Raw genomic sequence first — 14,937 nt, 5'->3', positions numbered from 1 at the left:
ACTCTAGAACTTAGCGTTAAGAGTCAAGAATATATGACGACCAGTTGTATTGTAAGTACGAGGGTCTGTATTATCGTTAAACCCTGTTGCTGCATACGGAGGATCTTCATCAAATACGTTATTAATACCAACAGTAGCTGTGTAGTTATCAAGGAAGTAACTAAAGCGAACATTGTGTATTACTTGTGAGTCAACGGTTCTAATAACATCATAAGAATCAAGAGTACCACCGATATTAACGGCTTCAGTTCTAAATGAAGAGTTAACATCAGCTAAATCATCAGGGTCAATATTTGTAAAGTTTTCTTCAACTTCACCAATGTAACGCAATGCATAAGTTGCAGACCAATTCTCTTGAGCTAACGATACATTGAAGTTAGTTTTCCACTCAGGGAAGTTACCATCACCACTATTTCGGCGGTAGTAGCCAGCATTTTGAAGTGTTGAACCGTCGGCTTGAGTTATTGTGTAGTCGTCATAGTAAGTTGCATCTAAGCTTGCTGATAATGAACCAATTGACGTATCAGTTGTATAAGCAACATTAAAGTCGTAACCAGATGACTCTACACCACCAACATTTATGTTTCTGTTATCAATGTCACTTGAGTTACCAGCTAAAATACCTGATGTATAACGAGTTATTTGATCACAGTATGTACCGCTTTCAGCACACTTGTTTAAAATTAACTGCTCGCCTACAGAGCTAATTGCATTTTCCAGCTCGATATCCCAGTAATCGATTGTGAAAGATAAACCATCAACAAACTCAGGGCTATAAACTACACCAACTGTAAATATATCAGCTTCTTCTGGTTGTAACTCTGGGTTACCACCAAGAGTAGAAGATAATTGGTCACCAATAGGTTCAAAACCAGCTGCTGGTACGCCGTCAGCTATACAGAATGATGTAGGGTTAGTAGCACACGGGTCCGAAACTTCAGGGCTATTATCTGATGCGCCAGAGAATAAATCAGAAGTTGAAGGTGCTCTAAATGCAGTAGATGATGTTCCTCGGAACATAAGACCGTCCATAGGAGACCATTTAATTCCTACTTTATGGTTTGTAGTATCGCCAAAAGTATCATAATCAGAATAACGAATTGCCAAATCTAGCTCTAATACTTTTGCAAAAGGTGCGTCATATAATAGCGGTACATTAAACTCAGCATAAGCCTCATCTACAGTGTAGCTGCCTGATGTTTCTTGACGGCTAGATCCAGATGTAATTCCTAATGCTATTAGTGCATCAGGGAAATCACCACCTTTCTCTTCACGATGTTCTAGACCAAATGCCATACCTAAACTACCTGCTGGTAATTCAAATGCACTACCAAATACACTACCACTAATAATTTGCTGTTCGTTTGAACCAAAATCGTGAGCTTCAAACGAAATAAAATCTAACATTTCTTGAGTAACTTGGGTATCAGTTCCTGGGATACCAAATACATTTAATGATGTACAACCAGCGATAGGATCATCTACAGTTCCACATACAATGCTACCGTCAACGTCTTGGAATGAAGGACCTACGGCTTGTGAAACTTTTTCAAAGTTTACGCCACCAGCTCGTTTAGTTGTAGAATCACTTGAACCAAAGATGTATGAAACTTCATAACCCCAATCGTCATTGATATCGCCTTCAAAACCAACTACTGCGCGAACTGTATCTACGCGAAATTGAGTATCTCGGCCACCAGTTTCAACCATACGACGGCGCCAATCAGAAATCTCAACTGAGTCACCATTTCTGTCTTTAGGACCAAATTGTTGGTTATAGTAGTTATCTGCAGAATAATTTGCATTTGTCACACCAAAGAACGCAAGTGGTGCTAGAGGTAATGGAGCAAGCTTAGTATCTGAAATACGGCGGTTTAAACTAACTTCTGAAAAGAAACGAACATGATCAGAAAACTCATAGTTACTCTGAACAAATACGCCATATCGCTCAGCCGGAGTTAAGTGAAAGTTTACAGGCGCAAAGTTGTAAGTATCTTTATCCCAATCCCAACAATCATAACCAGTTGGATTAGAAAAATCGCTTGGATCTGATTGACCAGGACCATTAGCTGCACCGTGAGTAAAAGAAGAACAATCTTCACCAGCTACTGAACCATCAATACCGTTGTAACGACCCCATGGTGGAGCTGAAGAACCACCTTTAGAAAGCTCACCTGTATGATCCATGTCTAAAGAAAATTTAGACCAGTCTCTATCACCAGAAGACTGAGAACCTTGCTGAACGTAATATGCACTAGCTACCACGCTGCCTTTATCGCTTGTTAAACCTACAGTAAAATCGTAGCTTTTAGTTTCGCCATCACCGCCATGTGTCGAAGCATCGTAACTTGCTGTAGCTTCAAAACCTTCAAAATCATCACGTGTAATAACGTTAACTACACCGCCAATAGCATCTGAACCGTAAATTGCAGAAGCACCGTCTTTTAGAATTTCAACTCGCTTGATAATTGCTGTAGGGATTGTACTTAAATCTACAGAAGAGTTTGCACCGCTACCCGACGCAACCATTCTACGGCCATTTAATAATACTAGCGTTCTTGAAGAACCCAAACCGCGTAAAGATACACGCACCGCACCTGAGCCACCATTATTAACAGAAGCATTAGTACCCGCACCAGCAACTGAAGGAATTTCTTGAAGAATGTCACCTACGTTACCAATACCTGAAGCAATTAGGTCATCGCGTGTTAATATTTGTACTGGATTCGCACCTTCCATATCAGTTCTTTTGATACGTGAACCAGTTACTTCAATTCTTTCTACTTTATCGGCGCCTTCGGCTGCCATTGTATTACCTGAAAATACAGCTGTTGAAGCTGCACCAAATGCAAGTGCGACACGCACTGCTTTAGCTACTTGATTGTTTAACATTTGATTCTCCCTGGTGTCACTACTTTATAGTAGCAATCATTATTTAATTATTTTAGTTACATAAGATTAACAGCAACTAAAGCAAATAATAAACAAAAACCACCAAAAAGCCAACAAAAAGTTAACAAACCTTTGCGGAAAAAGAAATATTTGCGAATATAATAATTAAAATCGCAATAAACTAGAATAAATAAGATGTGGACAGTATGAAAACACAGATATGTTGCTATTTATGGTGTTATTAAAAAAGTTTCTCTTGTAAATTTAACCCAAAAGAAACACTTGAGTGCGAAACAAGATCAACCATTTCAATTAGCGGTACAATCTGTTTTTCTACATAAATTGCATAGTCATAGCTATGAAAGCCTTGATACAGTTCAACTCCAGCAGTTGTGTAAACAAATGTAACAAATTCACCTCTATCAACCGTAAATTCGCTATTTTTTTTCTGGTGTTTTTTAACTGCTTGAACATGAGGGGGAATATTTTTCTTATAATCGATTAAGTTTTGACCTAATCTCTTTTTAAAAATGAGTAAATGATCAAAATCACCTTGGTATAACTTTGTTGTATAGTCTTTAACAAGGTCATTTATATTTAAATTTCCATCAAAAAGACTAGTAAATAGGTCGAACTGGAATTGTTGAGCAAGTTTAGTCCAATCACTTCTTACTGTTTCTAATCCTTTAAATACTAGTTTTGATTCGTTTGGTTTAATTAATTTACCGACATAGCGCTTTTTAGAGCCAACTAGCTTCCCCCTTATGGTTGGCAAAAAGAAAGGGCTATAAAGAGATTCAAATTCTATTTCTAAATGACTTGTTAAGTTGTGCGTTTGTTTAATCTCGCTAATCCAATCTGTTGTTATCTTTTTAGCTAAAAACACGCCAATTTCATTACACTCGTCGTGGGTTAAATTATCATCCAACTTAATAAATGTAGAATCGGTATCGCCATAAATAACGCTATAACCAAGCTCTTCTATCCATTTTTTAGTTTGTAGCATTATTTCGTGTCCTCTTAACGTAATAGAGCTAGATAACCTGGGATCGTAAAACCTGCACCCTTTTGAGCCTAAAACACCATATAAGCTATTCATTATTATTTTAATTGCTTGAGAAAGCATTTGATCTTGATTGTCTTTGGCGAGCTGCCTTTGGGACGCTAAGCTTTTAACAAGTAAAGGTAAGTGATGCTTGTCTCGCGAGAATAGGGCTTTATTAAAACCCTGCACACTTTGGTTTGGATTTTTTAAACCTTCTATCAGTCCGAGTGGATCAATGTAGAAAGTTTGCATAATACTGGGGTACAAGCTTTTAAAATCTAAAACAATGACATTTTTATAAAGCCCAGGAATAGACTCCATTACATAACCGCCTGGGCTTTCAAATGTAAGTCCATGATCGCCCATATTAGGGGCAACATAACCGCTGCGATGCAGTAGTGGTAAATACATATTAATAAAAGCAGCGACAGAGCCGCCCTTTTTTTCAAGCTCTAATCCTGTGAGCTTTGTTCTTATAATAGAAAAATCGAGTAGCTTTAATTTATCAAAAATTTTATTTACCAAAATACAATCTTGTCGATTATATTTTGCTAAAGAAAGCTTATCTTCATTAAATTGCCTAATAATTTCCTGCAGACTATTAGCCGTGTCGATTAATTTGGACTCACCCAACACTTGATTTGAAACATTAGCTAAAGAAAAACTCTCAAAGCTATATGTACCATTTTTTAAAGTGTCTATTCCATCAACCACACATCGCCCAGGGATCGATACTCGAGTAAAGTGTCCTTTGCGAACATATAAAGGTTGATCTCCCCTACCCAGTAATAACTTAATGCCTAGTGCTTCAGCTCTTTCATGAATAACCGAAAAATCGAACTCAATTACATTCCACCCAATTATGACATCAGGATCGCTAAGCTTAATAAAATGCTCTACCCCCCTTAACAGCTCAGCCTCATCTACACACCAAATAATATCAAACTCTAGGTTTTCAGCTTCTCTATCTGGCTCGCCAATCATTAAAACACAGTCTAAATTACAGCCCACAAGTCCAACAGAAAACAAAACGCCACTTTCGTTACATTCAATGTCTAACGACAGCTTATTAAGAGTTGGGGAGTACTCATCATTTGCTTTTAATTTTGCCTCTGTTACTAATGTATAACCATTTTGATAAAAAACATTACCCGTTATCCAAGCACCTCCTTTTATAAAGCGCTCCATTAGGTAGCGCTCTATTGGTCGAATATCTTCTTCAAATAATACAACTCCACGTTGCTTTAAAGCTTTAGCAGCAGAATAAAAATGCTTTAGTGATTTGAAGTAACAGGCCGACATATCTTCTTGCTGAAAGTTTTTTAACTCAAGACTTTTAATATTAAAGATAAGTGACTCAGCTGCTAATATTTTATGCGCTATTTCAGCATCTTTACTTTTGATAAAAAACAGCGCATTTTCGTTAGCTGATACTGTTTTTATAGGCCCTTTATCACTACAAAACCACGCTTCGTAGCAGATGCCGTTAGCAGTATCATAAGCATGAGAAGAAACAATAAAACCGGCTGTTAAGTACATTATTACTAAACCTTATTCATATATATGTAAGTTTTTACTTAATTCAAAATGCTTTAAAGCCATACATTCAACCTAAATAAACACTCAGATACTTTATTTGCTAAATTAATCTCATCACTTCTTGTAGTTACACTCTTATAACTCTAAAATCCATAGCACTGTAATTATATACATACTTTAGGTAAATCATCCCATGCTTTCTGACTCACTAAAAAAAACAATTAGGCAAGTACACCAGCATGTGGCTAGCAACCTAAACGATTATCGCCCTCGTAGCAGTCAAAACTACCTTGTAGCCGAAATAGCAAAAACGCTTGCTGGCGAATACCATAAAAAGCAGCGCATTTGCGTAATTGAAGCAGGCACCGGTACCGGTAAGTCTCTTGCCTATTGTTTAGGCGCGTTGCCTCTTGCCTTAGCACAAAAAAAGAAGCTCGTTATTTCTACCGCAACCGTTGCATTGCAAGAACAATTAATAGCAAAAGAACTGCCATTTTTTAAAAAGCATTCAGGTCTCGACTTTAAATTTGATTTGGTAAAAGGTCGCCATCGTTATATTTGTGCCCACAAACTACATAATGCTGTAAACGGCGATAGCCAAACACAAATGGACTTTATGCCAACGCTTACTTCACCACTGAGCACAATGGAAACCAAGTGTTTGAATGAGCTATATAACGCCTATGTAAATAAAAAATGGCAAGGCGATAGAGACAGCTGGGCCGATACTGTACCCGATAGAGTGTGGAACTTAATAGCCTGCGATAAACATTCATGCCAACGCCAAATGAAGGCCCATCAAACGTGTCCGTTTCAGCTTGCTCGTAATCAATTAATGCAAATGGATGTGCTGGTAATTAACCACTCTTTATTACTTGCCGATTTAGACCTAGGCGGTGGTAAAATTTTACCAGAGCCCGACAACACCATTTATGTAATTGATGAAGCGCACCATTTAGCACATATAACACGCGATTTTTCATCGGCCGCAGCAACAATCAAAGGCACGATAGAATGGCTTGATAAGCTCACCAAGTTTAGCGGGAAAATGGCGAAGGTTTTAGTGGGGCAAAGAGCTATTGGGCAAAACTTTAAACTTTGCGACAGCATTAATGACGCGAATAAAGATTTAAAAGTAGTGCGCGACATTCTTGATAATGCTGACTTTGAATACTCAAAAGACGATACTTACCGCTTTGAACACGGTGAAATTCCACAATCGCTGCACAGTAAAGCAAAAGATATAAGCGAAGCCACGCAAGATGCGCTGCGCTGTTTAAACAAAATGCACGACACCCTTACCCAAGATGTAAGCGATGGCGACATAAAACCTTACGTTGCCGACCCAATACTAGGCGAAAGCGGTCAATACATAAACCGGTTAGAACAACTAAACAAACTATGGTTTAGTTACGCAAAAAAAGGCGAAGGTGCTCCTCATGCACGGTGGATAAAACGCCTTGAATACAAAAGCCATCACGACCACTTATTAAGCGACTGCCCTATCGAGGTCGGTTATTACTTAAAAGATAAATTGTGGCGAGAATGCGCGGGCGCTGTTTTGTGCTCTGCTACATTAAGTGCACTGGGCTCGTTCGATCACTTTGCTTACGAAACAGGACTTGCTAAAGAAGAAGGCGTTAAATTTATTAAAGTACCTTCTCCTTTTGATTACCCCAAACAAGCCACTTTACGTATTCCGGTATCTAAAGTAGAACCTACCGATAAAGACTTTAGTGATCACCTAGCTAAAACTTTACCAGAGTACCTAGATGATAAAAAAGCGAACCTTGTACTATTCGCTTCTTACTGGCAAATGGACCACGTAACAAAGTTTCTTAGAACAAAAGGTTTTAACTTATTAGTACAAGGTGAAATGTCGCGAGAAGCATTGCTTAAATTACACACTAAAAATGTAGACGAAGGCAAAGGCAGTATTTTATTTGGAACACAAAGCCTTTCAGAAGGCCTTGATTTGCCTGGAAAATATTTAGAAAACTTAATAATTACTAAAATTCCGTTTGCTGTACCTACTTCGCCAATAGAAGAAGCGCAAGCAGAGTTTGTACAAAGCAAAGGTGGCAACCCGTTTTTAACGATTACCGTACCAGACGCCGCAAAGAAATTGGTGCAAAGCTGTGGTAGACTGCTGCGAAAAGAGAGTGATGAAGGCTGTATTACTATTCTCGATAGGCGCTTAGTTACTAAGCGATACGGTAAAGCCATGCTCGACACCCTACCACCTTTTAAAAGACAAATAGATTATTAATGTTTGAACTCGCACTCGATCCAACAACCTGGGCTGTTTTATGTGCTGTTGCACTTGCCGCAGGTTTTATAGACGCTATCGCCGGTGGCGGTGGCATGTTAACTGTGCCCGCTTTACTAACAGCTGGCTTACCTCCGCATTTAACATTAGGCACCAATAAACTAGCAGCAAGTTTTGGCTCGTTAACGGCAAGCTATACTTATTATAAAAAGAACTTATTTAGTCCAAAGTTTTGGGCTGCCTCCATTATTGCTACCGCTATAGGTGCATTGATAGGTACTGTTATTGTTGATCATTTAAGTATCGATTTTTTAAACAAACTACTCCCCATTATTATTATTTTAGTTGCCGCTTATAGCTTATTTGGTAATTTAAGTACCACAGAAGGCGATGAACTGCCTAAACTCAACAAAGCGATGAAAATAAAACAATGGCTACAGGGTTTAGCATTAGGCTTTTTTGATGGTTTAGCAGGCCCAGGTACGGGTACTTTTTGGACCGCTTCTAATGGCATGCTTTATAAAATGAACTTGCTACTCAATTGTGGTTTAGCGCGTTCAATGAACTTTGTTTCTAATTTTATATCGCTCATCACCTTTGTAGCACTCGGACATGTAAACTTTTTACTTGGCATAACAATGGGCTTTTTTATTATGCTAGGCGCATGGATTGGAGCGCATTCAGCAATACGTTTTGGTAGTAAATTTATTCGCCCTGTATTTAATACTATGGTTATACTTTTAGCATTAAAACTAATTTACGAGGCTTACTTTTAATATGCACCCTACAGCTTTAGATAAACTACGCCAACAAGTTGCAACGCTAAAACAACAAGCTGAGCAATTTGATAAAGCTAAACTTTTTTCTAAAAATCGTTACATGCAAGCGCAACCTAGCTTGTTTGACCGCGCAGTTTTTAGTACTAAAAGTATGAACCTCGTCGATTACGTAATAGAAATAGAAGATGAAGTGTCAAGATTACCGCCAAGTGAGCATCGCCATGCTTATACCTACGCGCTTGAACGTATAGGAGCTCAGGTACAAGCTGTATTCAACGTTATTAAATCAACGCCTATTTGGGTTAAAGAAAACAAAAGCCATTATAAACCTCGCCCTAAGCAAACTGTTTATAAGCACGCTGTACAAAAAATAATGCAATCATCGCATGAGCTTTACGACGAATTAAAACAAAACCATGAGTTTGAACGCCGTTTAGTACTCATGATTGAAGAACGTAAAATGCAAATGGATAAAGCCTCGCCAGCTAAAGCACAAAAACTTAACCTTGAAATATTAAGCACACACGCTCGATTAGGTCGCTGCAGAAAAGCAATTTCTGCCACCGAGGACAAAATACAACAAGTAGAAAAACAGCAGCTGCGTTAAGGCGCACTTTACTATGCAGCTTTATTATCATCCATTGTATTCAGACCTTATCCTTGCAGAACGTCATCGATTCCCTATTCAAAAGTATAAGTTACTTAAAACCGAAATAGAAAATCTAGGTGTTTCGGCTATTCACTTTCAAGAGCCTAAAAAAGTAACCGTATCTCAACTTGCGTTATGTCATAGCCAACGTTATATAGATGACTTTTTAAATGGGACTCTAGGTGATAAAGCGATTAAAAAGATGGGATTTCCCTATTCGCAACAACTTGTAGAGCGTACTCTTTTATCAATTGGCGGGAGTATTCAAGCTGCAGAAGCGGCTTTTAGTCACGATCTAACCTTCAATTTAAGCGGTGGTTATCATCATTCTCATAGTGATTTTGGCAGTGGCTTTTGTATTTTTAATGATTTAGCTATTGCAGCAGCACATTTAATAAATACAGAGCAAGCCGACACTGTTTTAATTTTTGATTGCGACGTACACCAAGGCGATGGCACAGCACAAATCACTCAAAACCATAACCAAATTATTACCTGCTCAATTCATTGTGAACAAAATTTTCCTCGTAATAAGCAAGAGTCCACTTACGACTTTGCATTGCCCGCTAAAACAGCCGACGATGAGTACCTTGCTACATTAAAGCAAGCACTCGATTTTTGCGTGCGCATACATAACCCTGATATTATTTTGTATAATGCAGGCGTTGATATTTACACTAAAGACGAGTTAGGCTTGTTTAATATATCGCTCAATGGCGTATATGAGCGCGACTTGTTTGTTCTCAACTTCTGTAAGCAACATAAAATCCCACTAATGTGCGCTTTAGGCGGCGGTTATCAGCGTAATTTGAGTTCACTAATTAATGTTCATAAACAACTATTTAAAGCCGCTATCGATTTATAGTAAGCCTTAGTATAGACTCAGTTAAACGGATTATTTTAAAGCGGTGGGAATATGCGATTACACGAAGACATACACAACTATTACGAAAAGATTGTAGTTGAAGAAATCATCAAACTTAAACTTGATGAAAAATATGATGAAGATGTAATGGCTGACTTTTGTTGTACGGTACTAAATCAGCTCCCACCACGATATATTCGCTACGATGTAGATATGGCGTTTTATTTACCGCAATCAGAACGCATACATATGGAACAACGTGTGCAAACAGCAATAAATGTCGCCATTAGCCAAATATCAAAAAAGAAAGAATTAAATGACAAGCCCACTTGATCAAGCCCCTACACATATTAAACTTGCAGTAGATTTAATTATGATACTAGAGCAACACGATGTTGCTCCAGAAGAGGTCTTAAAAGCACTCGATATTGTAAAAAGCGACTTTGAAAAAAAGCTAGAAAAGCCATAACTCTATTCTATTATTTGTATGTCGTGCTCGGTAACGCTACCTTCGTGCTTAGTGCAATCAATTTTAACTTCACCAAATGTACGCCTAGGCGAAGTTGAACGACGACAGGTCATATTTTGTGCTTTAACGCCAAATTGCGTTATATACAACGCAACTGTTTCGTCTATTTGTTGTTTTTGCTGCGTAGTCGCTGCACTGTAAAATACATCGTATTGCGCAGACCAATTTTCAACCCCCGCTTCTTTTGCAACGCCTAGCCAGCCCATCCCTAGTTTAGTAGATTGCTCCAAGTATTGGCCTTTCAAAAACATAAACGCCAACGTGTATTGTGCGCTTTTATAGCCTAGCCCAGCAGGCTCTTTTAAATAATTGAAAGCGGCCTCAAACTGTCCTTTTCGATACGCTTTAATACCATTGTATTCATTCTTTTTCATGGTGGTATCACTGTAAAGGTTGATTGAGCTTGAATTACATCCACCCAAAAAAGTGATAAATACCATAGAAACTACTGAGAACGTTTTCATTCTTATCCTTAATTTATTATTTTTATATGCCAGTTCCGAATATGGCTTACACTTTTTATAAACCCTGTTATTCTAAAAACCAATCAGCTTAATTAAAATACTATCATGAGCTTAGCAAGTTTACTGCGATTATTTTTTCTGGCCGCTATATGGGGCGCTTCTTTTTTATTTATGCGAATGGCAGCTAACAGCTTGGGGCCTGCGGTATTAATTGAGTTTAGAGTAGGCTTTGCTGCAGTTACTTTATTTATTGTTGCTTTGTATTTAAAACGCCGCTTAGCGTTTGTCCAACATAAAAAACACTTTTTTATTATAGGCGCGTTTAATTCTGCCCTTCCGTTTTTATTTTTTGCTTACGCAGCCCAAACTATTAGCGCATCCACACTCTCAATTTTAAATTCGACAACACCAATATGGGGTGTTGTCGTTGGAATTTTATGGACGAAAACAAAGCCCAATAAAAGTATGGTGCTTGGTTTACTACTTGGCTTAATAGGCGTTGCAATACTCGTTGGGCAAAATCATTTTGTATTAAATAGCCAATCAATAATGGCTATAATAGCAGCATTGAGTGCTTCACTTTGCTATGCCATTGCATCGCATTACACTAAAAACGCGCCTAAACTGGCCCCATTCGATAACGCCCATGGCTCAATGTGGGCTTCGAGCTTTATGGTATTACCGCTTATCTTATTTATGCCAATACGAGAAATACCAAGCACCAACATTATGCTAGGTGTATTAGTACTGGGCGTTGTATGTACCGCGCTTGCGTATATATTATTTTTTAAACTTATTGACGATATAGGCCCAACTTCAGCACTCACTGTCACCTTTTTAATTCCATTATTTGGCATATTTTGGGGGCATTTATTTTTAGACGAGCAAATAGGGCCAAATACATTACTAGGCGCACTATTTGTAATTGTAGGCACAATGCTAGTTACTGGTTTTTTACCACGAAAAAAACACTTAGCTAAAACAAGCTAAGTGCTTTTAATTTATACTACCTCTTACGTTAAGATTTACTGCTTATTCACTAATTTGGGATTGCTGAATAAGTAATAACAGCTCTGCAGTGGCGGTTGCATCGGCAAGTGCTCGGTGATGGCTGGTTAAATTTAAATTAAAGTGCGATGAGAGATTACCCAGCGAGTACGACTTTAAGCCTTTGAACGCTTTGCGCGACTCAACCACGGTGCACATTTTTGGCATTTTAAAAAAGTGCCCTGCCATCTCGCATTCTTTTTTAATAAAGCCGTAATCAAAATTAACGTTATGGGCTACAAAAATACTGCCTGCGAGTTTATCTAACAATGGCTGTGCTACTTCGGAAAATACAGGGGCGTTACGCACCATGCTGTCGCTAATACCGGTTAATGACGTTATAAATCCGGGTATGTGCCTCTGTGGATTTACAAGTGTCGTCCAGGTGTCTATTACTTTGCCGTGCTGTACTTTTACAAGGCCAATTTCGGTAATGCGGTTACCGCCTTTTAAGCCGCCCGTGGTTTCTATATCTACTACGCTGTAAATACGGTTTGGATCTACAAACCATTTAACGGCGGCAATATGTACCTCAAAGCCTACATTTTTTAAGTTATCAATGGTGGTTAGTTGGTTGCGCCTAAGTTTGTCGCCCGGTGCTTTTACTTCTTCAAAATGTACTTTGCCATTATTGATAACCATTAAGTCGGGGTAGCCGTCTTTTAGTTGTAAATAATGTTTGCTCATATTGGTTAAATGAGTAACTAATGCCTCATGCGGGCTATTTAAAATAAGTGCTTCTAACGGTTGTAGTAGCTCTTTATGCCATCTAAATAAACCATTAGGTTGCTCAAAGTATTGCGCTACATTTTTACACACTAAATTAAGTAATGCTTGCGACGTTTGGCACTGCGCTAAACGCTCATTTATTTGTGCTTGCTGCGCCTCATAAAAATTACCAAGCCTTAATACTTGCGGATAAATATCAAACTCATTGCATGGCGGATAAGGCGACTCCACAAATAACTCGTGCCAAAATACTAAACCAAACAAACTTTGCCAAAGCGTGTTTTCGGTATTAAATACAGCCATACCTTGGCGAGTATAATAATCGTTTACGCCCTGCTCTACTTCACCTCGGTACAGTTCATCTATTTCTAGCACGCACTGGGTATCGCTAAGCATGGCACTTAAACGCGAACGTGTTTTTTTATTAAACTTACGCATTAAAAAGTCGTCAGCAAAATACAGTAAATCATCCGTAAGTGGGTTTTCAATAATCGCTTCTAACCGTGCTTTTACCCACTCTTTATTGCCAAGCCTGTATTGCTCTCTTATTTGAATTTCTTGTGCTTCGCTGTCATCCACGCACCCTTCAAGTAAGCTAAAAGCAAGTTCGCTATCAACACCTTTTAATTGCCGATAAAGCCTTACTAATAATTTATTTTTTAACGCAACAGCAATGGCACCGTGCGCGGCTTGCACTAAAACCTGCGACCCTAAAGCAACGTAATCGCTCTCATCGGTTATATTTTTGAATACTAACCGATAACGGTTTAGTAAATAGTTTGATTGCGCTTCATTAAGTGTTTCAAAGCGCGACAAGCTCTCGCTGTGCCCTTCGCGCGTAGCGGTTAAACCTAAATCTCGCATTACAAAACGGTTTTGATGATTCACATCACCACCGCTTAGTTTGCCTGCAAATAAAAACTCAAAATACTCGTAGTAATCACTGCGGTTATTAATTACATATTGGCTATAAAGTGGCGCAAGCTCGTGTGGGCATACTTTAAAAAACTCACGGGCAATATCCACCAGCGCGCCTTTAGCGGCGCTCTTTTTAAAGCTTATTTGCTCGTCGTAATTACTTAGTAACTCCAGCAAAGCAGGTTTGGTTAAGTGAGCCAAAAGCTGTGAATAATGCAGCTCGTTTGGCTCAAATAAAATACCGGCTTTTTTTAGCGTATAAATAGCCTGATGCGGTGAGGTTATTTCTTCATAATTAAGTGACTGCGCTTGCACCAAATAAGGCTTGCGTGAGTACACGCGCGCCAACATGCACTGGCTTTGCTCATCAAGCTGGTTAACTTTATTAATAAATTCACTATGTTTAGGCTCAAGTAAATGCATACATTTACTTGTTACAAACTCAATAAGCTCTCTAAAATGCGCTAAATAGTATTTTGCTGGTAATTCTTTTTTCATAATATCGCCACAACTGTATATAAAAACAGTATCTAGTATTTGCGCTTATTATTCAATCTTAAACTTGTAATCAGTAATGGTTATATTAGGCATATAAAAATAATATGGAATCAATAAGACTAAATGTAAAAAGCGACATATTACAAGCCATACAACAAAAGCAAATCATTGCCATACATTGCAAAGGCGACACTGGCCGCACAGGCTTGGTCGCTGCGCTTATTTTAAATTCGGCAGGTTACACAAAAGAAGAGGTATACAGTCTAGTACAAGGCATTCGCCCTAAAGCGCTTACTATAGAATTGCAAAAAGAGTGCTTTGAGGGGTAAGACAGTTACTAGGGAGAATTTAGCACTATAAATAGTGCTAAGAATTCTATTTATAGCCTGTAATGAATTAGCACTGATAAGATTAATCACTTGTTATGCATTGTTTACACAGTAATTCCATGATTAGGTTAACCGATAAATGTCTAGTGCCCCAGCAAACCAAAAGGATATAGAGGAAACCTAGCCGCGATGAGGTCGCATTAAGTTACTAGCTTAAAAGTCACATCGGCTGACGAAGCAGAGGATTTTGTTTATTAATTTAGAGTTGACCGTTTCTGAAAAAAACGGTCAATAAGAATACTAGTGCCTATTGTTGTGATTCAATGAAACCGGACACAAATTTAGGTGGTATTATTACCACTCAAACAGAGGTGTTCTATGACAA

Annotated in this window: 11 protein-coding genes and 1 pseudogene; 8 read left to right on the top strand and 4 right to left on the bottom strand. The window is 38.4% G+C overall.

Features of this window, described 5'->3' with window-relative positions:
• Positions 1-3: 3 nt before the first annotated feature.
• Positions 4-2,892 carry a TonB-dependent receptor plug domain-containing protein gene (locus AAEY68_RS16845; protein WP_007584034.1) on the bottom strand — a complete coding sequence of 963 codons (2,889 nt, stop codon included), beginning with the start codon at positions 2,890-2,892 and terminating at the stop codon, positions 4-6.
• Between the two features lie 241 nt (positions 2,893-3,133).
• Positions 3,134-5,476 carry a DNA polymerase II gene (locus AAEY68_RS16840; protein WP_350586479.1) on the bottom strand — a complete coding sequence of 781 codons (2,343 nt, stop codon included), beginning with the start codon at positions 5,474-5,476 and terminating at the stop codon, positions 3,134-3,136.
• A gap of 193 nt (positions 5,477-5,669) precedes the next feature.
• Here AAEY68_RS16840 and dinG point away from each other — a divergent pair, with 193 nt between their 5' ends.
• The 6 genes from dinG to AAEY68_RS16810 are packed head-to-tail and all read left to right on the top strand — an operon-like array spanning position 5,670 to position 10,507.
• Complete coding sequence (gene dinG, locus AAEY68_RS16835; protein WP_350586477.1) at positions 5,670-7,745, top strand: ATP-dependent DNA helicase DinG; 2,076 nt, start codon at positions 5,670-5,672, stop codon at positions 7,743-7,745.
• Positions 7,745-8,521, top strand: a complete 777-nt coding sequence (locus AAEY68_RS16830) for a TSUP family transporter (protein WP_024599782.1) — start codon at positions 7,745-7,747, stop codon at positions 8,519-8,521. The genes dinG and AAEY68_RS16830 overlap by 1 nt, the downstream gene beginning before the upstream one ends.
• 1 nt (position 8,522) lies before the next feature.
• Positions 8,523-9,131, top strand: a complete 609-nt coding sequence (locus AAEY68_RS16825; RefSeq protein ID WP_182724950.1) for a primosomal replication protein — start codon at positions 8,523-8,525, stop codon at positions 9,129-9,131.
• Positions 9,132-9,144: 13 nt separating this feature from the next.
• The gene (locus AAEY68_RS16820; RefSeq protein WP_350586474.1) at positions 9,145-10,038 is read left to right on the top strand and encodes a histone deacetylase family protein; all 894 of its coding nucleotides are present in this window, start codon (positions 9,145-9,147) and stop codon (positions 10,036-10,038) included.
• 51 nt (positions 10,039-10,089) lie between these two features.
• Positions 10,090-10,371 (top strand): late competence development ComFB family protein, encoded by a 282-nt coding sequence (locus AAEY68_RS16815; protein ID WP_024590772.1) that lies wholly within the window; start codon positions 10,090-10,092, stop codon positions 10,369-10,371.
• Positions 10,355-10,507, top strand: a complete 153-nt coding sequence (locus AAEY68_RS16810) for a DUF2496 domain-containing protein (protein ID WP_007584045.1) — start codon at positions 10,355-10,357, stop codon at positions 10,505-10,507. Before AAEY68_RS16815 ends, AAEY68_RS16810 begins: the two co-directional genes overlap by 17 nt.
• A 2-nt stretch (positions 10,508-10,509) precedes the next feature.
• Here the strand turns inward: AAEY68_RS16810 and AAEY68_RS16805 are convergent, their stop codons facing one another.
• Positions 10,510-11,031 (bottom strand): SEL1-like repeat protein, encoded by a 522-nt coding sequence (locus AAEY68_RS16805; protein ID WP_007584047.1) that lies wholly within the window; start codon positions 11,029-11,031, stop codon positions 10,510-10,512.
• A 105-nt stretch (positions 11,032-11,136) separates the two neighbouring features.
• On the opposite strand from AAEY68_RS16805, the gene AAEY68_RS16800 reads away from it, so the two are divergent.
• Positions 11,137-12,021, top strand: coding sequence for a DMT family transporter (locus AAEY68_RS16800; RefSeq protein WP_197188289.1), 885 nt, complete (start codon positions 11,137-11,139; stop codon positions 12,019-12,021).
• 42 nt (positions 12,022-12,063) lie between these two features.
• On the opposite strand, the gene AAEY68_RS16795 is transcribed toward AAEY68_RS16800, so the two are convergent.
• On the bottom strand, positions 12,064-14,223 hold the full coding sequence (locus AAEY68_RS16795) for an exonuclease domain-containing protein (RefSeq protein WP_350586472.1): 2,160 nt from the start codon (positions 14,221-14,223) through the stop codon (positions 12,064-12,066).
• Positions 14,224-14,351: 128 nt separating this feature from the next.
• On the opposite strand from AAEY68_RS16795, the pseudogene AAEY68_RS16790 reads away from it, so the two are divergent.
• Positions 14,352-14,552 (top strand): annotated as a pseudogene (locus AAEY68_RS16790) (protein phosphatase); the annotation flags it as partial.
• Positions 14,553-14,937: the final 385 nt, after the last annotated feature.

Source organism: Pseudoalteromonas sp. RB2-MNA-CIBAN-0110, assembly GCF_040309305.1.
Classification (GTDB): Bacteria; Pseudomonadota; Gammaproteobacteria; order Enterobacterales; family Alteromonadaceae; genus Pseudoalteromonas; species Pseudoalteromonas arctica.
This window is presented reverse-complemented; position numbering and strand designations above follow the sequence as displayed.